The 19887-nt window shown below is 67.0% G+C and carries 17 protein-coding genes and 1 riboswitch; all 17 genes read left to right on the top strand.

Annotated elements, in window-relative coordinates; all coding sequences use genetic code 11:
- The 17 genes from MJ601_RS07520 (at window position 1) to gcvT (ending at window position 19862) form a co-directional block, all read left to right on the top strand.
- Window positions 1-1470 carry a UDP-N-acetylmuramoyl-L-alanyl-D-glutamate--2,6-diaminopimelate ligase gene (locus MJ601_RS07520; protein WP_242124937.1) on the top strand — a complete coding sequence of 490 codons (1470 nt, stop codon included), beginning with the start codon at window positions 1-3 and terminating at the stop codon, window positions 1468-1470.
- The gene (locus tag MJ601_RS07525) at window positions 1467-2855 is read left to right on the top strand and encodes a UDP-N-acetylmuramoyl-tripeptide--D-alanyl-D-alanine ligase (protein WP_242124939.1); all 1389 of its coding nucleotides are present in this window, start codon (window positions 1467-1469) and stop codon (window positions 2853-2855) included. The genes MJ601_RS07520 and MJ601_RS07525 overlap by 4 nt, the downstream gene beginning before the upstream one ends.
- A complete protein-coding gene (mraY, locus tag MJ601_RS07530; protein WP_242124941.1) occupies window positions 2855-3928 on the top strand; it encodes a phospho-N-acetylmuramoyl-pentapeptide-transferase in 1074 nt (357 codons plus the stop codon). Before MJ601_RS07525 ends, mraY begins: the two co-directional genes overlap by 1 nt.
- 5 nt (window positions 3929-3933) lie before the next feature.
- On the top strand, window positions 3934-5238 hold the full coding sequence (gene murD, locus MJ601_RS07535; RefSeq protein ID WP_242124943.1) for a UDP-N-acetylmuramoyl-L-alanine--D-glutamate ligase: 1305 nt from the start codon (window positions 3934-3936) through the stop codon (window positions 5236-5238).
- A 14-nt stretch (window positions 5239-5252) separates the two neighbouring features.
- Window positions 5253-6455 (top strand): FtsW/RodA/SpoVE family cell cycle protein, encoded by a 1203-nt coding sequence (locus tag MJ601_RS07540; RefSeq protein ID WP_242124946.1) that lies wholly within the window; start codon window positions 5253-5255, stop codon window positions 6453-6455.
- Window positions 6452-7618, top strand: coding sequence for an undecaprenyldiphospho-muramoylpentapeptide beta-N-acetylglucosaminyltransferase (gene murG, locus MJ601_RS07545; RefSeq protein WP_242124948.1), 1167 nt, complete (start codon window positions 6452-6454; stop codon window positions 7616-7618). The genes MJ601_RS07540 and murG overlap by 4 nt, the downstream gene beginning before the upstream one ends.
- Window positions 7615-9048, top strand: a complete 1434-nt coding sequence (murC, locus tag MJ601_RS07550) for a UDP-N-acetylmuramate--L-alanine ligase (RefSeq protein WP_242124950.1) — start codon at window positions 7615-7617, stop codon at window positions 9046-9048. Before murG ends, murC begins: the two co-directional genes overlap by 4 nt.
- On the top strand, window positions 9048-9245 hold the full coding sequence (locus MJ601_RS07555) for a hypothetical protein (RefSeq protein ID WP_242124952.1): 198 nt from the start codon (window positions 9048-9050) through the stop codon (window positions 9243-9245). Before murC ends, MJ601_RS07555 begins: the two co-directional genes overlap by 1 nt.
- Entirely contained in the window at window positions 9242-10180 is a 939-nt protein-coding gene (gene murB / locus MJ601_RS07560) for a UDP-N-acetylmuramate dehydrogenase (protein ID WP_242124955.1), read from the top strand. Before MJ601_RS07555 ends, murB begins: the two co-directional genes overlap by 4 nt.
- Window positions 10177-11142, top strand: coding sequence for a D-alanine--D-alanine ligase (locus tag MJ601_RS07565; RefSeq protein WP_242124957.1), 966 nt, complete (start codon window positions 10177-10179; stop codon window positions 11140-11142). Before murB ends, MJ601_RS07565 begins: the two co-directional genes overlap by 4 nt.
- Window positions 11135-12085, top strand: a complete 951-nt coding sequence (locus tag MJ601_RS07570; protein ID WP_242124959.1) for a cell division protein FtsQ/DivIB — start codon at window positions 11135-11137, stop codon at window positions 12083-12085. Before MJ601_RS07565 ends, MJ601_RS07570 begins: the two co-directional genes overlap by 8 nt.
- A gap of 4 nt (window positions 12086-12089) precedes the next feature.
- Window positions 12090-13376: a cell division protein FtsA gene (gene ftsA, locus MJ601_RS07575; RefSeq protein WP_242124961.1), complete on the top strand. Its 1287-nt coding sequence runs from the start codon at window positions 12090-12092 to the stop codon at window positions 13374-13376.
- A gap of 110 nt (window positions 13377-13486) precedes the next feature.
- On the top strand, window positions 13487-14938 hold the full coding sequence (ftsZ, locus tag MJ601_RS07580) for a cell division protein FtsZ (RefSeq protein WP_242124963.1): 1452 nt from the start codon (window positions 13487-13489) through the stop codon (window positions 14936-14938).
- 110 nt (window positions 14939-15048) lie between these two features.
- A complete protein-coding gene (locus tag MJ601_RS07585; protein ID WP_242124965.1) occupies window positions 15049-16914 on the top strand; it encodes a tetratricopeptide repeat protein in 1866 nt (621 codons plus the stop codon).
- 10 nt (window positions 16915-16924) lie between these two features.
- Complete coding sequence (locus MJ601_RS07590; protein WP_242124968.1) at window positions 16925-18082, top strand: deoxyguanosinetriphosphate triphosphohydrolase; 1158 nt, start codon at window positions 16925-16927, stop codon at window positions 18080-18082.
- Window positions 18082-18372 (top strand): hypothetical protein, encoded by a 291-nt coding sequence (locus MJ601_RS07595; protein ID WP_242124970.1) that lies wholly within the window; start codon window positions 18082-18084, stop codon window positions 18370-18372. The genes MJ601_RS07590 and MJ601_RS07595 overlap by 1 nt, the downstream gene beginning before the upstream one ends.
- 66 nt (window positions 18373-18438) lie before the next feature.
- Window positions 18439-18538, top strand: a riboswitch (glycine riboswitch).
- A gap of 172 nt (window positions 18539-18710) precedes the next feature.
- The gene (gene gcvT, locus MJ601_RS07600) at window positions 18711-19862 is read left to right on the top strand and encodes a glycine cleavage system aminomethyltransferase GcvT (RefSeq protein ID WP_242124973.1); all 1152 of its coding nucleotides are present in this window, start codon (window positions 18711-18713) and stop codon (window positions 19860-19862) included.
- The last annotated feature ends 25 nt before the right edge of the window (window positions 19863-19887 follow it).

Consider the following 19887-nt stretch of genomic DNA (forward strand, 5'->3'; position numbering starts at 1 on the left):
ATGCGCCTCGGGTCGCTTATCGAGGGGCTGGATGCGAAGCTCGACACCAACGCACCGCTAGATGCGCCAAATCTAGAACAATCGGTGTCGGGCTTCGCAATCGATAACCGGAAGGTCGCGCCGGGCACGGTGTTCGGCGCCTTCCAGGGCATGCGCGTGAATGGGGAGGATTATATCCCTGCCGCCGTGCAGGCCGGGGCCGTGGCGGTCGTCGCCCGGCCGGAGGCCAGGGTCGCGGGCGCGATCCATATCGCCCATGCCAATCCGCGCCGCCTGTTCGCGCAGTTGGCCGCGCGCTATTTCGCGCCTTTCCCCGACGTGACCGTCGCCGTCACCGGCACCAACGGCAAGACCTCCACGGTGGAGCTGGCGCGGCAATTGTGGCGGATGCTGGGGCATCATTCGGCCTCGATCGGTACCTTGGGCGTCACCACCTCGGTCGATCAGGTGTCCACCGGCCTCACCACGCCGGACATCGTGACCTTCCTTGCCAACATGTCGGGCCTGAAGCGCGAAGGCATCACCCATGCCGCCTTCGAGGCGTCGAGCCACGGGCTTGCCCAATATCGCACCGAGGGGCTGCCGGTATCGGCGGCCGCCTTCACCAACCTGTCGCGCGACCATCTCGACTATCATGGCGACATGGACAGCTATTTCGACGCCAAGATGCGGCTGTTCGACGAAGTCGTCGCGCCCGATGGCGCGGCGGTCGTCTGGGCCGATGACATATGGTCCGACAAGGTCATCCAGCGGGCTACGAAGCGGGGGCTTCGTGTGCTGAGCGTCGGGGTGCAGGGGCAGGCATTGCGCCTTGCCAACCGCACCCCGACCCAGTTGGGCCAGACGCTGGAGGTCGAGGCAGGCGGTGAATTTGGGGGCAGGCCCTACAAGGTCGATCTGCCGCTGATCGGCGCCTATCAGGCGGCCAATGCGCTGACCGCCGCCGCCCTGGTGATCGCGGGCGGCGAGGATGTGGGCAAGGTGCTGGAACTGCTTGGCCGGGTTCAGCCGGTGCGCGGGCGGCTGGAACGCGCCGTCATCACGCGGGCGGGCGCGCCGGTCTATGTCGATTATGCGCATACGCCCGACGGCCTGCGCGCCGCGATCGAGGCGCTGCGGCCGCATACGCGCGGGCGCCTGATCGCGCTGTTCGGCGCGGGCGGGGATCGCGATGCGGGCAAGCGTCCGCAAATGGGCAAGGTGGCCGCCGACCTCGCCGATCATGTCATCGTGACCGACGACAATCCGCGTTCGGAGGAACCTTCCGCGATCCGCGCCGCCGTCATGGCGGGCGCGCCGGGGGCGGAGGAAATCGGCGGGCGCCGCGCCGCGATCGCCGCCGCCATTGCGCAGGCCGGTGCGGATGATATCGTGCTGCTGGCGGGCAAGGGGCATGAGCAGGGGCAGATTATCGGGGACCGGGTGTTGCCCTTCGACGACGTGACCGTGGCGCGGGAATGCGCCGGATGAGCGCACTCTGGACCTCCGAAGAGATTGCGCAGGCCACAGGGGGCGTCGCTTCGGCGCCCTTCGCCGTTTCTGGCGTGGCGTTCGACAGCCGGGAAGTCGCGGCGGGCGACCTGTTCGTCGCGATGAAGGGCGAGGCGACGGACGGCCATCGCTTCGTCGACAAGGCCTTCGGTCAGGGCGCGGCCGGTGCCATCGTCAGCGAAGCCATCGCCCGGCCGCATGTGCTGGTGCCCGATAGCGCGGCCGCGCTGGAGGCCCTGGGCCGTGCCTCGCGCGAACGGATGCAGGGCAAGGTGGTCGGCGTCACCGGATCGGTCGGCAAGACGGGGACCAAGGAAGCGCTGTTCCATGCGCTGGATCGCGTTCGTCCCGGCGCAGTGCATCGATCGGTCAAGAGCTACAACAACCATGTCGGCGTGCCGCTCAGCCTTTCCCGGATGCCGCGGGACTCGGCCTTCGGCGTGTTCGAAATGGGCATGAACCATGCGGGCGAGCTTTCGGCCCTGACCCGGCAGGTGCGGCCGCATGTCGCCATCGTCACCGCCATCGCGCCCGCCCATATCGAATTTTTCGGCACCGAGGAGAAGATCGCCGAGGCCAAGGCCGAGATTTTCGAGGGGCTGGAGCCGGGCGGCACGGCGGTCATCCCCTATGACAGCCCGCATGTCGCGACCCTCTATGCCAAGGCGGAGCAGCATGCCGCGCGCATCCTGACCTTCGGCTTCGATGCGGAGGCCGATGTCCGCGCCCGCGACATGGTTCCGGCATCGGGCGGCGGAACGCTGGTCACGGCGACGCTGCCGGGCGTGGAGCTGTGCTTCACCGTGGGGGCGCCGGGCGAGCATTGGGTGTCGAATGCGCTGGCCGTGCTGGCCGCGGTCGAGGCGCTGGGCGGCGATCTGGCGGCGGCGGGGCTGGCGCTGGCGGAGATGCCGGGGCTGCCGGGCCGGGGCGAGCGGCGCATCCTGCCGGTGCGGGACGGCGAGGCGCTGCTGATCGATGAAAGCTATAATGCCAATCCCTTGAGCATGGCGGCGACGCTCAAGCAGCTGGGCCGCGAGCAGGCGGGCCGCCGCATCGCCGTGCTGGGCGGGATGCGCGAACTGGGCGAGCGCAGCCGGGAACTGCATGCGGGTCTGGTCGAACCGCTGATGGGAAGCCATGTCGACTATGCCATCCTGGTGGGCGAGGAAATGCAGCCGCTGGCCGAAGTGCTGGCCCACAACCGGAAGGACGCGATCGCCTTCGATCATGTGCCCGACGCCGCCCGGGCGACCGATCTCATTCAAACCGAAATGCGCGCGGGTGACGCTATCCTGGTGAAGGGCTCGAACGGCATCGGCCTGTCGCGCCTCGTCGCCGCGCTACAGGAAGCAAAGAACTGATGCTCTACTGGCTTGCCCAGACCATGGATTTCGCGGGTGTGCTCAACCTCATCCGCTATTTGAGCTTTCGGGCCGGTGCGGCGATCGCGACCGCGCTGATCATCGGTTTGCTGATCGGGCCGCGCTTCATCGGATGGCTGCGCGTCCGGCAGGGCAAGGGCCAGCCGATCCGCGACGACGGCCCCCAGACCCACCTTGCCAAGCGCGGCACGCCGACCATGGGCGGCCTCATGATCCTGACCTCGGTCGTGTCTTCGGTGCTGCTGTGGATGGACCTCTCGTCCATCTATGTATGGGCCTGCCTGTTCGTGACGCTGGGTTTCGGCGCCATCGGCTTCCTCGACGATTATGACAAGGTGACCAAGGCCAGCCACAAGGGCCTGTCGGGCAAGATGCGCCTGGCCTTCGAATTCCTGATCGCGGGCGTCGCCGCCTGGATGATCGTCCAGCATCACGGCAATACCGCGCTTTACGTGCCTTTCTACAATGGCCCGGCGATCGAGCTGGGGCCGTTCTATTTCATGTTCGCCGCCTTCGTGATCGTGGCCTTCGGCAATGCGGTGAACCTGACCGACGGCCTGGACGGCCTTGCCACCATGCCGGTCATCATCGCCTGCATGGCGTTCATGGCGATCGTCTATCTGGTCGGCCGCGCCGACTTCGCGACCTATCTCGGCATCCCCCATGTGCCGGGTGCGGGTAACCTTACCATCCTGTGCGGGGCGATCATCGGCGCGGGGCTGGCCTTCCTCTGGTTCAACGCGCCGCCGGCCGCCGTGTTCATGGGCGATACCGGCAGCCTGGCGCTGGGCGGCACCATCGGCGTGATCGCCGTCACCGCGCATCATGAGATCGTGCTGGGCGTGATCGGCGGCCTGTTCGTGGTCGAGGCCATGTCCGTCATCATCCAGGTCTTCTTCTACAAGCGGACCGGCAGGCGCGTGTTCAGGATGGCCCCGATCCACCATCATTTCGAGCAGCTGGGCTGGGCCGAGCCGACCGTCGTGATCCGGTTCTGGATCATCTCCTTCGTACTGGCGCTCGCGGGCCTTGCCACGCTGAAGCTGCGGTGAGCGCGATGGGGATTGTATCCGGCGTCTTTGCGGGCAGGAAATATGCGGTGCTGGGGCTGGCGCGCTCCGGCCTTGCCACGGTGGAATGCCTCGCGGCAAGCGGGGCCGACGTCGTCGCCTGGGACAGCCGCGACGAGGCGCGCGCCGCCGTCGCGGGCAAGGCGGAACTGGCCGATCCCACCGAAATCGACCTTCAGGGCTTCGACGGCGTGGTGGTCTCGCCCGGCGTGCCGCTCAACAAGCACCCCATCGCCATGCATGCCAGGCTGGCGGGGGTGCCGGTCATCGGCGACATAGAGCTGTTCGCGCTGGCGCGGCCCACCCTGCCCAGGCATCGCGTGGTCGGGATCACCGGCACCAACGGCAAGTCGACCACCACCGCGCTGGTCCATCATATCATCGAGACGGCGGGCATCCCGACCCGCATGGGCGGCAATATCGGCCTGCCGATTCTGGGGCAGGATCCGTTGCCCGAAGGCGGCATCTATGTGCTGGAACTGTCGAGCTACCAGATCGACCTGACGCAAAGCCTCGATTGCGATGTGGCGGTGCTGCTCAACATCACGCCGGACCATCTGGACCGGTATAATGGCTTTGCGGGCTATGTGGCGTCCAAGGCGAGGCTGTTCGCGATGCAGTCGGCGGACCATGTCGCCGTGATCGCGATCGAGGACGAGCCGAGCCGTTCCATCGCCGCCCAGCCCGGCGCACCCCGCGTCGAGGTGAAGGCCGCCGACATCGATCCCGCCGCCCAGGCCGGCTGGCCCTCGCTGCAAGGCCCGCACAACGCCCAGAATGCCGCCGTCGCCATCGCCGTCGCCCGCGCGCTCGGCATCGATGAGGCGACCATCGGACAGGGCCTGCAAAGCTATGCCAGCCTGCCGCACCGGATGCAGCGGGTGCGGGAGCTGAACGGCGTCCTCTACGTCAACGACAGCAAGGCGACCAACGCCGCCTCGACCGCGCCCGCTCTCGCCGCCTATCCGCCCGTCGACGGCCGCAAGCGGCTGCACTGGATCGTCGGCGGCCTCGCCAAGACCGACAATCTGGACGAGTGCGCGCCCTGGTTCGGCCATGTCGCGCAGGCCTATACCATCGGTGAAGCGGGGCCTATGTTCGCCGAACTGTTGCGGCCCGCCATGGCGGTGGATGACTCCGAAATGCTATCTGCCGCCGTTCGCCGCGCGGCGAGGGTGGCCCAGCCGGGGGATGTGGTGCTGCTGTCGCCCGCCTGCGCGAGTTTCGACCAGTTCCGCGATTTCGAGGCGAGGGGCGATGCCTTCGCCGCCGCCGTCGCCGCGCTGGAATAAGGGGGGCAAGAGGCATGTCCAGAGCTGGTGAACTGGTCAGGGAGTTCAGGAACCGCACCGTCCCGCGGGAGCGCACGGCGCTGGCCATCTGGTTCTGGGAGATCGACCGCGTGCTGCTGTCGCTGATCGTCGCGCTGATGGCGATCGGGCTGGTCGCGGTGGCGGCCGCCTCGCCCGTGGCGGCGATCGACCGGTCCACCAGCACGGTTTCGGTGACGCCGCTCATCTATTTCTACCGCCAGCTGATGTGGGTGTTCATCGGCCTACCGATCATGCTGGTCATCTCCATGCTGCCGCGCACGCAGGCAAAGCGGCTGGCGGTCGGCCTCTGCGTCGTCTTCGCCATCGCCCTGCTGCTGGTGCCGGTGCTCGGTTCCACGGTGAACGGGGCGAAGCGCTGGATCGACCTGCCGGGCTTCCGCTTTCAGCCCTCGGAGTTTCTGAAGCCGGTCTATGTCGTGACCGTCGCCTGGCTGCTGTCCCTGCGCAGCAAGGACATGACGCTGCCGGTGATACCCTTTACCGGCGCGACCACGGCGCTGATCGCGGCGATCCTGATGAAGCAGCCGGATTTCGGCCAGACGGTGATCTTCCTTGCCTGTTGGGCGGGGCTGCTGCTGCTGTCGGGCGTGTCGATGCGGGCCATCGGCGTTCTGGCGGGCGCCGGGCTGGGCGGGCTGGTGCTGATGTATATGTTCTATGAAAATGGCCGCCAGCGCATCAACGACTTCCTCGGCATCGGCGTCGCGCAGGACATGGGGCCGGACCAGACCGAACTCGCCTTCCGCACCATCACCCATGGCGGTTTCCTGGGCGTCGGGCCGGGCGGCGGCCAGGCCAAGTTCCGCCTGCCCGAAGCGCATACCGACTATATCTTCTCCGTCATCGGGGAGGAATTCGGTCTGCTCGCCTGCATCGGCATTGCCTGCGTCTATCTGGCCATCGTCGTGCGCGTGTTCCTGCGGATGCTGGACGAGGATGATAATTTCACCATCCTTGCGGCGGCGGGCCTCACCACCCAGTTCGGGCTTCAGGCGATCATCAACATGGGCGTCAATGCCCAGATATTTCCGTCCAAGGGCATGACGCTGCCCTTTATCAGCTATGGCGGCTCCTCTATGCTGGCGCTTTGCATCGGCGTCGGCCTGTTGCTCGCATTCACGCGGCGCAACCCCTTCATGGGCCGGCACACGGTCGTCAAATGGAGTGGTCGATGAGCATTTCCCGACACTTCGTCCTCGCCGCGGGCGGGACGGGTGGTCATATGATTCCGGCGCACGCCGTCGCCGAGGAACTGATGGCGCGCGGCCATCATGTCGCGCTGGTGACGGATGAGCGCGGCGCGAAGATTCCCGGCATTTTCGACAAGGCACAGGTCCATGTCATGCCCGCCGGGCGCCTGACCAAGAATCCGAAGAGCTGGCCGGGCGCCTTGAATGCCATTCTGTCCGGCCGGGCCATGGCGCGGCGATTGAACGAGACGTTCCGTCCCACCGCCGTGGTCGGTTTCGGCGGCTATCCCGCGATGCCCGCGCTGCTGGGTGCGCTGGCCGACGGCATCCCGACCGCGATCCATGAGCAGAATGCGGTGCTGGGCCGGGTGAACCGCTATCTCGCCGGGCGGGTCGATGCGATCGCGACCGCCTATCCGGAGGTCGAGCGGCTCAAGGACAAATATGCCGGGAAGGTCCATCTGGTCGGCAATCCGGTGCGTGAGGAAGTGAAGCAGCTGCGCGAGGAGGAATTTCCCGCGCTGACCGATGAGAGCGTGTTCCGCGTGCTGGTGATCGGCGGCAGCCAGGGGGCGACGATCCTCTCCAGCGTGGTGCCCGACGGCCTCGGCATGTTGCCGCTCAGCCTCCGCCGCCGCCTGCAGGTGACGCAGCAATGCCGTGCCGAGGATATCGAGCGGGTGCGCAAGCTCTATGCCGACCTCGAAATCCCGGCGGACCTTGCGACCTATTTCAACGATGTGCCGGAAAAGCTGGGCTGGTCGCATCTGGTGATCGCCCGGGCAGGCGCTTCGACGCTGGCGGAACTGACCTGCGCCGGCCGTCCGGCGATCCTGATCCCGCTGCCCAGCGCCATGGACGACCACCAGACCGCCAATGCCCGCGAAATGACCGAGGCGGGCGGTGCCCGCACCATTCCGCAGGCGCGCTTCACCGCGGTCGAACTCGCCAAGCAGATGCAGAAGATGGCGCTCGAACCCGGCGCGCTGCAGAATGCCGCCCGGCGCGCCCGCGCCTGCGGCCGCCCCAATGCGGCGCGCGACATGGCCGACCTGCTGGAAAGCATCGGCCCCGCGCCCATCATGAACGATCCGCTCAAGGTCGGCCCGACGCCGACCAGCCTCAATCTCCAGGGAGTTCCCGCATGAAGGGTGTCGGCACCGACATCGGCACGATCCATTTCATCGGCATTGGCGGCATCGGCATGTCCGGCATCGCCGAAGTGATGCACAATCTGGGTTACAGGGTTCAGGGGTCCGACGTCGCCGAAGGCTATGTAGTCGAGGGGCTGCGCAAGAAGGGCATATCGGTGATGATCGGCCACAAGGCCGAAAATCTAGGCGATGCCGCCGTGGTCGTGACCTCCACCGCGATCAAGAAGGGGAACCCGGAAGTCGATCTCGCGCTGGAAAGGCGCGTCCCCGTCATCCGCCGCGCGGAAATGCTGGCGGAGCTGATGCGCCTCAAATCCACCGTCGCGGTGGCGGGCACCCATGGCAAGACCACGACCACCTCCATGGTCGCGGCGCTGCTGGATGCGGGCGGGGTGGACCCGACCGTCATCAACGGCGGCATCATCAACAGCTATGGCTCCAACGCGCGTCTCGGCAAGAGCGACTGGATGGTGGTGGAGGCCGACGAAAGCGACGGCAGCTTCCTGCGGCTGGACGGCACGCTGGCGGTCGTGACCAATATCGACCCCGAGCATCTCGACCATTATGGCAGCTTCGACAAGGTGAAGGATGCCTTCGTCGAGTTCGTCGAGAATGTGCCCTTCTACGGCGCGGCAATGCTCTGCCTCGACCATCCCGAAGTGCAGGCGATCCTGCCGCGCGTGCAGGACCGGCGCATCGTCACCTATGGTTTTTCGGCGCAGGCCGATATTCGCGGCGAGAATGTCCAGCCCATCCCCGGCGGCAACCGCTTCGACGTGCAGATCCGCGAGCGCGACGGGTCGATCCGCCGCATCGAGGGCATCGAAATGCCGATGCCGGGGCGGCATAACGTGCTGAACGCCATGGCGGCGATCGGCGTGGCGTTGCAGATGGGCATTGACGACGCGACCATCCAGACCGGCTTCGCCAAGTTCGGCGGGGTGAAGCGCCGCTTCACCAAGGTCGGGGAAATCCCCGCCGGAACCGGCGTCGCCACGGTCATCGACGATTATGGCCACCATCCGGTCGAGATCAGGGCGGTGCTCGCCGCCGCCCGCGAAGGCGCGAAAGGCCGTGTCATCGCCGTGGTCCAGCCGCATCGCTTCACCCGCCTGCGCGACCTGATGGACGAATTCCAGCAGGCCTTCAACGACGCCGATATCGTCTATGCCGCCCCGGTCTATCCTGCGGGCGAGCAGCCGATCGAGGGGGTGGACAGCGCCGAACTGGTGGCCGGTCTCAAGCGCCGGGGCCACCGCCATGCCGCGACCATCGAGGGCGCCGAAGAGCTTGCCCGCGTGATCGCCGCCGATTGCCAGGCCGACGACATGATCATCTGCCTGGGCGCGGGGGACATCACCAAATGGGCGGCGGGGCTTGCCTCCGCCGTGGCGGGGCCAAGCAATCGGGGGGAAGCGGCCTGATGTTTGAGCTGTTCAATGTCGGCCTGGAAATGCAGAAGCGCATGATCGATGTCCAGATGCAGGGTATCGAGGCCGCGCAGCAGATGGTCGATGCGGCCCAGCGCAATGTGGAAGCGGGCATGGCCGCCCATCAGGCGGGCGAAGCGGGCATGAAGGCGATGAAGGGCTGGATGCGGCTCTGGGGGATGCGCGATTGACGCTGGCGGCAACGTCCCTTCCTTCGGTTCGCGGCTCGCTCAGGGCCGATGCGCCGCTGGCGCCGCTCGTCTGGTTCAAGTCGGGCGGGGTCGCGCAATGGCTGTTCGAGCCGAAGGATGCGGCTGACCTCTCCGATTTTCTGCATGATCTGGACCCGGCGGTCCCGGTGATGGCGCTGGGGCTCGGCTCCAACCTGATCGTGCGCGACGGCGGCGTTCCCGGCGTGGTCATACGCCTCGGCAAGCCCTTCACGAAGGTGGAGCAGGTCGATGCGACGGCGCTGCGCTGCGGGGGAGGGGCTTCGGGCATTCTCGTTTCCTCGACCGCGCGCGATGCGGGGATCGCGGGGCTGGAGTTCCTGCGTTCGATCCCCGGCACGGTCGGCGGCTTCGTGCGGATGAACGGCGGCGCCTATGGCCGCGAAACCCGCGACATATTGGTGGAATGCGATGTCGTGCTGCGCTCCGGCGAGAGGGTCACGCTGCCGCTGGATGCGCTGGGCTATAGCTATCGCCACAGCAGCCTGCCCGACGGCGCGGTGGTCGTGAGCGCGGTTTTCCGGGGCGTGCCGGGCGAACCCGCCGCGATCCAGGCCGAAATGGACCGCATCGCCACCGCCCGCGAGGAAAGCCAGCCGCTGCGCAGCAAGACCGGCGGCTCGACCTTCAAGAATCCCGACGGCCACAAGGCCTGGCAGCTTGTGGACGAAGCCGGATGCCGCGGCCTGCAATGGGGCGGAGCGCAGGTTTCGGAGAAACACACCAATTTCCTCCTCAACCTGGGTGACGCGACCAGCGCGGACATCGAAGCCCTGGGCGAGGAAGTCCGCCGCCGGGTGAAGGAAAAGTCCGGCATTGACCTCGAATGGGAAATACAGCGTGTCGGAAGGTTTGCCGACGACGTTCGGGAAAAGCTTTCAGGAGTGAAGAAGTGAGCCGTGGTCCTTGGCATGTTGCCGTCCTGATGGGTGGCTGGTCCGCCGAGCGGCCCGTCTCGCTGTCTTCGGGCGAGGGCGTCGCCAGGGCGCTGGAATCGCGCGGCCACAGGGTCACGCGCATCGACATGGACCGCGATGTGGCCCTGCGCCTCTCCGAAACCAGGCCGGAGGTGGTGTTCAATGCCCTGCACGGCGTCCCCGGCGAGGATGGCACGGTGCAGGGGATGATGGACCTGATGGGTCTCACCTACACCCATTCGGGCCTTGCGACCTCGGTCATCGCCATTGACAAGCAGCTCACCAAACAGGCGTTGGTCCCCCATGGCATCCCCATGCCCGGGGGCCATATCGTGAAGAGCGAAAGCCTGTTCGAAGCCGATCCCCTGCCGCGCCCCTATGTGGTGAAGCCGGTCAATGAGGGCAGCTCGGTCGGCGTCGCCATCGTGACGCGGGACGGCAATTATGGCTCGCCCATCGGCCGCGATGTCGAGGGGCCATGGCTGCATTTCGACGAGCTGCTCGCCGAACCCTATATTCGCGGCCGGGAACTGACGACCGCGGTGCTGGGCGACGAGGCGCTGCTGGTGACGGAACTCAGGCCTAAAAGCGGCTTCTATGATTTCGACGCCAAATATACCGACGGCATGACCGAACATGTCTGCCCGGCGGACATCCCCAATGAGATAGCGGAAGCCTGCAAGGCGATCGCCCTGCGCGCCCATCGGCTGCTCGGCTGCAAGGGCGCCTCGCGCTCCGATTTCCGCTGGGACGACGATCAGGGGATCGAGGGGCTGTTCCTGCTGGAGGTCAACACCCAGCCGGGCATGACCCCCCTGAGCCTGGTTCCCGAACAGGCGGCTAAGCTGGGCATTGACTATGCCGAGTTGGTGGAGCGTATTGTCGAGGACGCGTTGAAGGGCGCGCAAAAGGGGGCGCAAATGGGGGTGGGGCATGGCTGAAGCACGCATCCGCCGGGGCGGGACGGCGCGGTTGACGCGCACGACCGGCGCGCGCGGCCGCAGCACGTCGGGGCGGAGCCGCCCGGTCAAGCGCCGAAGCTGGATCGACAGGCTGATCGCCATGCTGCCGGTGAGCGAGGAGACGCTCCAGCGCATGGCAAGCTGGGCGATCGTCGGCATCGTGCTGGCGGGGCTGGCCGGTGTCGCGATGCTGCTGGGCCTTCCCGCCATGGCCGGGCAAAAGGCGTCCGAACTCGCCGCCAACGCCGGTTTCGAGGTCGAAAAGGTCGAGGTGCGCGGCGTTGAGCGGATGGACGAACTGCCCATCTACAATATCGCATTGGGGCAGGTCAGCCGCTCCATGCTCGCGCTCGACCTGCCCAAGGTGCGCGACGACATGCTGAAGCTCGGCTGGGTCAAGGACGCGCGCATTTCCCGCCGCCTGCCCGATACGCTGGTGGTCGACATCGTCGAGCGCGATCCGGTCGCCGTCTGGCAGCATGACGGCCAGTTGCAGCTGATCGACGTGCAGGGCGTGGTGCTGCAGTCGGTCTCGGCGGGCGCGATGCCCGACCTGCCGCTGGTGGTGGGACCGAACGCCAATCTTCAGACGGCGGGCCTCAACAAGCTGATGGAGAATGCCCCGGCGCTCAAGCCGATGCTGGCTGGCGCGACCTGGGTCGGGAACCGCCGCTGGGACCTGCGCTTCCAGTCGGGCGAGACGCTGTCCCTGCCCGAAGGGGACAAGCCGTCGGCCACGGCCCTGGTCAATTTCGCGCGGATGGACGGCGTCAACCGCCTGCTGGGCCGGGGCATCGTCAAGTTCGACATGCGCGATCCCGACCGCTTCATCCTGCGCCTGCCCGAAAGGCCGGCGGCGGACCCGTCCGGCGAAAAGCCGGCGACGAGCGCGGCCGCGCCCGCCAAGGGGGAGGAAGGCTGACGCCATGGCCCAACCCAAGGTCGAAAAGTTCGTCACCGCGATCGACATCGGATCGTGGAAGGTGTCCGCGCTCATTGCGGGGCGCACCGAAGCCGGCGAACTGGCGATATTGGGCACGGGCCAGCGCGAGAGCCGGGGCGTGCGGCGCGGCTTCATCGCGGATATGGAGCGGACCGAACTCGCCGTGCGCGAAACGGTCGAGCAGGCCGAGCGCGTCGCGGGCACCAATATCGAGGATGTCTGGGTCAGCTTTTCGGGCGGTTCGCTGGTCAGCGACGTCGTCACGGTCGAGCGCGACATGGGCGGCTACCGCGTCGAGCAGGCCGATATCGACGATCTTCTGACCACCGGCCAGCAGGGGATCGATCCCGATGGCCGCGTGGTCCTGCACGCCCAGCCGACCTGCTTCACCATCAATGGCCGCGTGCCGGTGAAGAAGCCGCTGGGGATGCATGCCGACCTGCTGGGCGTCGATATCCATGTGGTGCTGGCCGACGGCGCGCCGCTCGCCAATCTCGACCTCTGCGTGCGCGGGGCCTATCTCAACGTCAACAGCATCGTCGCGTCCCCGATCGCCACCGGTCTTGCCTGCCTGTCCGAAGAGGAGCGGGACCTGGGCGTCGCCTTGGTGGAACTGGGCGCGGGCGTCACCAATGTCTCGCTCTATGCGGGCGGCATGCTGGTGGGCCTGCACAGCATCCCGATCGGCGCGTCCGACATCACCGACGACATCGCCTCGGCCTTCGGCATTCGCCGCAGCCAGGCGGAACGGATCAAATGCTTCTATGGTTCGGCCATGCAGAACCGCCGCGATTTCCGCGACATGATCGAGATCGCCGCCCCTCATGGCGACGTCGCCATTCCGGGGCAGAGCGCCGGACCCAATGCCGACGGCGGCAAGATCACCCGCGCCGCGCTGGTCGCGGTGATCTGCGAACGGCTGAACCAGATCATGGTGGAGGTGAACGCGGCGCTGGCGGGCATGGGCTTCAACACGCCGACCGGGCGGCAGGTCGTGCTGACCGGCGGCGGCGCGGAAATGAAGGGCATTGCCGACTATGCCCAGGGCGCCCTGGGTCGCGCGGTGCGCATCGGGCGCCCCCGTGGCCTTGCCGCGCTGCCCGAAGCGCATAGCGGCCCGGCCTTCGCGACGCTGGCCGGCCTTGCGCTTTACGGCGCTTCAAACCCGGTTGATCTTAGAACGATAGCGCCCGCTCCTCAGACGGTTCATCGTATTGGTGCGCCAGCCTGGTGGCAGAGAATGGTCAAGGCGATGAAGACGAACTATTGAAATAAACGCAGGTCAGACGAAATTTGCTGGTGAAATACACCATTATCTGTTGCATTAACCTTCGATGACAGTTTCGCTCACGACATCGAAGCTGGAGGGAGCTAGAATTTATGAGCATTGAAATCAGCCCACCGCATGTGGACGAGTTGAAGCCACGCATCGCGGTGATCGGCGTCGGCGGCGCGGGCGGCAACGCCATCGCGAACATGATCGCCGCCTCGGTCGAGGGCGTGGATTTCATCGTCGCCAATACCGATGCGCAGGCGCTCAACAGCTCGCCCGCCGAGCGGCGCATCCAGCTTGGCCCGCAGATCACCGAGGGGCTTGGCGCCGGTTCGCGCCCCGAAATCGGCAAGGCGGCCGCCGAAGAAACCATCGCGTCGGTCGAAGATGCGCTGAACGGCGCGCATATGTGCTTCATCACCGCGGGCATGGGCGGCGGCACCGGCACCGGCGCGGCTCCCGTCATTGCCAAGGCCGCCCGCGATCGCGGCATCCTGACCGTCGGCGTCGTGACCAAGCCCTTCACCTTCGAGGGCAATCGCCGCATGAAGTCGGCCGAGGCGGGCATTGAAGAACTGCAGAAGCATGTCGATACCCTCATCGTCATTCCGAACCAGAATCTGTTCCTGATCGCCAACCCCAACACCACCTTCAAGGAAGCCTTCCAGATGGCGGACGAGGTGTTGCAGCAGGGCGTTCGTTCCATCACCGACCTCATGATCATGCCGGGCCTCATCAACCTCGACTTCGCCGACGTCCGTTCGGTGATGGGCGAGATGGGCAAGGCGATGATGGGCACCGGCGAAGCCGAAGGCGACGGCCGCGCGCTCCAGGCCGCCGAAAAGGCGATCGCCAACCCGCTGCTAGACGGCGTGTCGATGCGCGGGGCCAAGGGCGTGATCGTCTCCATCGTCGGCGGCGACGACATGCGCCTGATGGAAGTCGACGAAGCCGCCAACCATATCCGCGAACTGGTCGATCCGGACGCGAACATCATCTGGGGTTCGGCCTTCAACGACAATCTGAACGGCAAGATCCGGGTGTCGGTGGTCGCCACCGGCATCGACAGCGATTCAGGCGCCCATGCCGCGCCGCTGACCCAGCCGTTCAGCTTCGCCAGCCGCCCGGCCGTTGCGGTGCCCGGCGCCGCCGCCCCGAAGCCGGCTGCGGCTCCCGCGCCTGCTGCCGTCGCTGCGCCCGAGGCGGAACCCGAAACGCTGGAACTGGACGTGCCGGCGGCGCCCGCGCCCGCTCCGCTCAGCCCCCCGGCCGCCGAAAAGGCGCCCCCGCCGTTCGCGCCGCCACGTCCGGCCGCCGTTTTCTCCGACGAGGATCCCTCGCAGGATGAACTGCTGCTTGGCGCGGAGGAAGCGGAAGAGGCCCCCGCGCCTGCTCCGGCTCCCGCTCCGCAAGCGGCGCCGCGCGTCGCCACCGGCGGCACGCTGTTCGAACGCATGGCGGGCCTGACCCGCGGCGCGGACAAGGGCGCCGCAGCCAGCGAGGACGGCGCATCGGCCCCGGATATCCCGCGGTTCCTCAACCGCCAGAGCAACCAGTAAACCGCTCCACATCGACCGGAAAAGCGCGCTATCGGCTGCCATGGGCAACCGGGCGCGCTTTTTCTTTCGACATATTCCCTTGCCCCGCCTCCATCCGCTAAAGGATCGCTGTGAGACGTTACGACATTCGGATTCTCGGCGGGCTGCTTCTAGCGGGAACCGCGCCCCTGCAACCGGTCCTGGCGCAGCCTGCCCAGGTGCAGGCGATCCGGCCTTCCAGCGCCGAAAGTCTCAACAGCAATCTCGCCCGTCTGGCGTCCAATCCACGCGATCTCAATGCGTTGATCGGCGCGGGGGAGGCTGCGCTGGATATGGACGATCCGCGGGCCGCCGCCGGTTTCTTCGCCCGCGCCGACACGCTTGCGCCCAATAATGGCAGGGTGAAGGCCGGTCTCGGCCGGGTGATGCTGAAGAACCAGAATCCCGCCGAGGCGCTGCGCCTGTTCGACGAGGCTGTCCGTCTGGGAGCGCCCGAAGCGTCGCTGCTGGCGGATCGCGGATTGGCGAAGGACATGACCGGAGATCAGGCGGGCGCGCAGCGCGATTATCAGGCGGCCCTGCAACGACAGCCGGACGATGTCGAACTGACCCATCGCTACGCCGCCTCGCTGGGGATATCGGGGCAGGTGGATGCGGCGGAACGGGTGCTGAAACCGCTGCTGTACAAGAGCGACCGGGCCGCGTGGCGATATCGGGCCTTCATCCTGGCGATGAACAACCGGCAGGCGGACGCCAAGAAGATCGCCGAGCAGACCATGCCTGCGCAACTGGCCAGCGCGATCATCCCCTATATGCAGAAAATGCCCTATCTGACCGCGGCGCAGAAGGCGGCGGCGGTCCATTTCGGGCATTTTCCTGCCAATGTCGGGACGACGATCGCGGCGGTCACGCCGACGCCGCCTGCTTTCGCGCATCCCGAACCGGCCGCGGCAGCCAAGACCCCGGTTGCACAGACCCCGCCACCCGCCAAGCCCACGCGGGAGGAGCGTCGCGCACGCCGTAACGGAGCGGGCGCCGCGACCCTGGCTCAGGCGCAAACGCAGGCGCAAACCCAGGCGCAAACAATGCCTCAGCGCCCGACCTCATCGCAACCGGCGCCCCTGAAACCAACACCAACGCAACCAACACCAACGCAACCAACGCCCACCCAGCCGGCCCCGACGCGGCCGGAAACCCTCCCGTCATCGGCGCCTGCGGCTTCCGCCTCGAATGTTCAGGGACCGCCAGCGCCCGGATCGGATTCGGCGCCGAATGTCGCGTCGCCGCCCGTCAGCCGTCCCGCCTCGTCGAGCCAGCTCAATGCCATCACGCTGGCCCAGGCATCGGCACCGGCGGTTCCCGCAGCGCAGCCGCCCGCCGCGTCCCGGACGCCCCCCCTAGCCGCGCAGGCAGCGCCGCCTGCACCCGCACCCGCGCCTCAGCCGCAGATCGACCCCGCGGTCACGCGCAGCCTGGCCGACATCATCCGCGCCATCGACGTGCCGGAGGCCGAGCGCCAGTCGAATGTGGCGGCCGTCGATCTGGCGGAGGTCGCGCAAATCCAGGCCACCCGTCGCGCCGAGCGAGAGGCGGCCGCCACCGCCGCCGCGGAAAAGGCCAGGAAGGCGGCCGCCGCCAAGGCCAAGGCCGAAGCGGACGCCAAGGCGAAGCAACTGGCCGAGGAGAAGAAGAAAGCCGCCGAGGAAAAGGCGCGGCTGGCCGCCAATCCCTCGCGCAACTGGCTTCAGGTCGGAACCGGCGCCAACAAGGGCGCTCTGGCCTTCACCATGAAGGGGCTGCGCAGGAAATACGACTCGCTGGCGCCGCAGGATGCCTGGGTCGCCGGTTGGGGGCGGACCAATCGCCTGCTCGTGGGACCGTTCAGCAGCTTCACCCGCGCCAAGACGCTGGAGGACAAGCTGAAATCGGCGGGCGCCGACGCGTTTGCGTGGAAAAGCGATGCGGGGGAGGTGGTCGAACGGCTGCCGTCCGACTAGAGGGCGGGGCATGACGATGCTCGCGCCCTATGCCTCCCACCCCGAAGCCAGCCGGGGCCGCCTCCATGCCGAAGCGGGCGGAGAGATGCGCGGTCCCCGCGACATATTCCAGCGCGACCGCGACCGCATCATCCACAGCATCGCCTTCCGCCGCCTGCGCCACAAGACGCAGGTTTTCGTCTCGCCCGACGGCGATCATTTCCGCGTCCGCCTGACCCACAGCCTGGAGGTCGCGCAGATCGGCCGCACCATCGCGCGCACGCTGGGATTGAACGAGGATCTGACCGAGGCGCTTTGCCTTGCCCATGATATCGGCCATCCGCCCTTCGGCCATGCGGGCGAGGATGCGCTGGAGGCGGCGATGGACGACCATGGCGGCTTCGACCATAATGCCCATACGCTGCGTACGCTGATGCTGCTGGAAAGCCCCTATCCGCGCTTCCGGGGGCTGAACCTCAGCTGGGAAATGCTGGAGGGGCTGGCCAAGCATAATGGTCCCGTCACAAAGCCTGGCTGGGCGATGCGGGAAGTCGATCATCTGTTCCCGCTCGACCTTGCCAGCCATGCCTCGCTGGAGGCGCAACTGGCTGCGATCGCCGACGATATCGCCTATGACAATCACGATATCGACGATGGCCTGCGGGCGGGGCTGCTGACGCTGGAGCAGCTTCTTTCGGTGCCGCTCGTCAAAGGCTGCTGGGATCGGGTGCGCGGCCGCTATCCCGACGTGCCCGAAGATCGGCTGCTGCGTGAGCTGGTGCGCGAGCAGATCGGCGTGATGGCCAACGACCTGATCGCTGCGACCCGCGCCAACATCGCGGAATCGGGCGTCGAGACCGTCGACGAGGTCCGCCGCGCCGGGCGGACGCTGGTGGGCTTCTCGCCCGAACTGGCGGCGCAGGAGCGTGACCTCAAGCGCTTCATGTATGCGACGCTCTACCATCACCCCTCGCAACTGGCGGCGGCGGATCGGGCGCGGGTGATCGTCACTGACCTGTTCCGCGCCTATCAGGCGGACCCCAGGCTGATGCCCGAATTGTGGCGCGGCGATTGCGTGGCGTCCGAACCCCGGCGCAGCCGCCATATCGGTGATTTCATCGCCGGCATGACCGACCGCTATGCCGAAAAATGCCATGCCGAAATTTTCGGCAAGCTGGAGATGGCCTGATGCCGCTGCACCCCCAGATCGCCGCGCTCGCGGCCAAGCTCGAAGACCTTGCCAACCTGCTGCGGGCGAATGGCGACCGGCTCTGGTCGGGGCGGATCGACCTGATCCGCCATCTGGTCGCGGATTCCAATTTCGCCGGTGTCGAACGGTTTTTGCGCCTGTTCGAGGGGGAGGAGGGGCTGGGCGCGCTGGTGCTGGCCGATGCGTCGGCCCATGCGCGCCTGGACGAACTGCGCCAGTCCGCCCGGATCCTCGCGCAACGGCTGGCAAAAGAGGAAGGCGCCGATTGAGCGATTGACGTCGCGCCCGGTTTCACGCAATGCAAAAAATGTCGCCGGGCACGAGGATTCGGGTCCGGACTTGATGCGGGAGAGCATGGGAAGCCTTGCAGGCCACCCCGTCGCCGAAGGAGCAACCGCCCCGGAATCTCTCAGGCCAAAGGACCGCATCATGGGCAGGCACTCTGGAAAGCGGACGGTTCAGGCCGTCCCACCGAAGGGGTAAGCCATCCGGTCGAATGACCGGTGGTCAAAGCTCTCAGGTTCCGTGACAGAGGGGGTGGCAGGCAGGATGAGTCCGAATCCGGACTTGCCGTTTGTCGCCGGTAACCCGCACGGAAAGGCCGCCCATGTCAGGCAATGACGACATCGCCCATATCGAAGAAGAATTGCCGTTGCAGGCGTTGCCGCTGGACGCGTGGCATCGCGCCAGGGGCGCGCGCATGGTCGGCTTTGCGGGCTATCATATGCCGATCCAGTATGAAGGCATCATGGCCGAGCACGCCTGGACCCGCGAACATGCCGGGCTGTTCGACGTCAGCCATATGGGGCAGCTCAGCTTTTCGGGGGAGGGCGTGGACGAGGCGCTGGAACATCTGCTGCCGAGCGACATCAAGGGGTTGAAGCCGTTTCGCCAGCGCTATTCCATGCTGCTCGATGAAGAGGGCGGGATTCTGGACGATCTGATGGTGTCGCGCCTGGGCGGGGACGCCTTCGATGGCGCGGACATCTATATGGTCGTCAACGGCGCGACCAAATATGACGATATCGGCTGGATGATCGAGCATCTGCCCGATGAAGTCGTGATGAATCACATGGACGAGCAGGCGCTGCTCGCTCTGCAGGGGCCGGAAGCCGGTGAGGCGCTGGCCAGCCTGATCCCCGAGACCGCCGATCTGCTTTTCATGCAATCCGGCCCCTTCACCTGGCGCGGCGTGCCGCTGTGGATCAGCCGTTCGGGCTATACCGGCGAGGACGGGTTCGAGATCAGCGTGCCCGCCGGGGATGTGGCGCTGCTGGCCGATGCGCTGTGCGAACTGCCGCAGGTGAAGCCGATCGGCCTTGGCGCGCGGGACTCGCTGCGGCTGGAGGCGGGGCTGCCGCTCTACGGCCATGACCTGACGCCCGCCGTCAGCACCATCGGCGCGGACCTGGGCTTCGCGATCCAGAAGCGCCGCCGCGAGGAGGGCGGCTTCATCGGCCATGCCCGCGTGATGAAGGAACTGGCCGATGGGCCGGGTTCCAAGCGCGTGGGGCTGAAGATCGAGGGGCGCTTGCCCGCCCGCGAAGGCGCCGCCATCTATGCGGGCGGCGTGCTGGTGGGTGAGGTCACGTCCGGCGGTTTCGCGCCGACCGTGGGCGCGCCGATCGCCATGGGCTGGGTCAGCCTGCCCCATGCCGGGCTGGACGAAGCGCTGGAAATCGAGGTGCGCGGCAAGCGCATCGCCGCCACCGTCGCGCCGATGCCGTTCGTGCCCCACCGTTACCGCCGCAAAGCCTGATTTTATTCTTTCCGAGGGGAGAGTA

The organism is Sphingobium trunci (genome assembly GCF_022664535.1).
In the GTDB taxonomy this organism is placed as follows: Bacteria; Pseudomonadota; Alphaproteobacteria; order Sphingomonadales; family Sphingomonadaceae; genus Sphingobium.

Excerpts from the sequence above, each read along its gene's own strand:
- MJ601_RS07520 (WP_242124937.1), top strand. The coding sequence starts at position 1 with ATGCGCCTCGGGTCGCTTATCGAGGGGCTGGATGCGAAGCTCGACACC.
- MJ601_RS07525 (WP_242124939.1), top strand. The coding sequence starts at position 1,467 with ATGAGCGCACTCTGGACCTCCGAAGAGATTGCGCAGGCCACAGGGGGC.
- mraY (WP_242124941.1), top strand. The coding sequence starts at position 2,855 with ATGCTCTACTGGCTTGCCCAGACCATGGATTTCGCGGGTGTGCTCAAC.
- murD (WP_242124943.1), top strand. The coding sequence starts at position 3,934 with ATGGGGATTGTATCCGGCGTCTTTGCGGGCAGGAAATATGCGGTGCTG.
- MJ601_RS07540 (WP_242124946.1), top strand. The coding sequence starts at position 5,253 with ATGTCCAGAGCTGGTGAACTGGTCAGGGAGTTCAGGAACCGCACCGTC.
- murG (WP_242124948.1), top strand. The coding sequence starts at position 6,452 with ATGAGCATTTCCCGACACTTCGTCCTCGCCGCGGGCGGGACGGGTGGT.
- murC (WP_242124950.1), top strand. The coding sequence starts at position 7,615 with ATGAAGGGTGTCGGCACCGACATCGGCACGATCCATTTCATCGGCATT.
- MJ601_RS07555 (WP_242124952.1), top strand. The coding sequence starts at position 9,048 with ATGTTTGAGCTGTTCAATGTCGGCCTGGAAATGCAGAAGCGCATGATC.
- MJ601_RS07570 (WP_242124959.1), top strand. The coding sequence starts at position 11,135 with ATGGCTGAAGCACGCATCCGCCGGGGCGGGACGGCGCGGTTGACGCGC.
- ftsA (WP_242124961.1), top strand. The coding sequence starts at position 12,090 with ATGGCCCAACCCAAGGTCGAAAAGTTCGTCACCGCGATCGACATCGGA.
- ftsZ (WP_242124963.1), top strand. The coding sequence starts at position 13,487 with ATGAGCATTGAAATCAGCCCACCGCATGTGGACGAGTTGAAGCCACGC.
- MJ601_RS07590 (WP_242124968.1), top strand. The coding sequence starts at position 16,925 with ATGACGATGCTCGCGCCCTATGCCTCCCACCCCGAAGCCAGCCGGGGC.
- MJ601_RS07595 (WP_242124970.1), top strand. The coding sequence starts at position 18,082 with ATGCCGCTGCACCCCCAGATCGCCGCGCTCGCGGCCAAGCTCGAAGAC.
- gcvT (WP_242124973.1), top strand. The coding sequence starts at position 18,711 with ATGTCAGGCAATGACGACATCGCCCATATCGAAGAAGAATTGCCGTTG.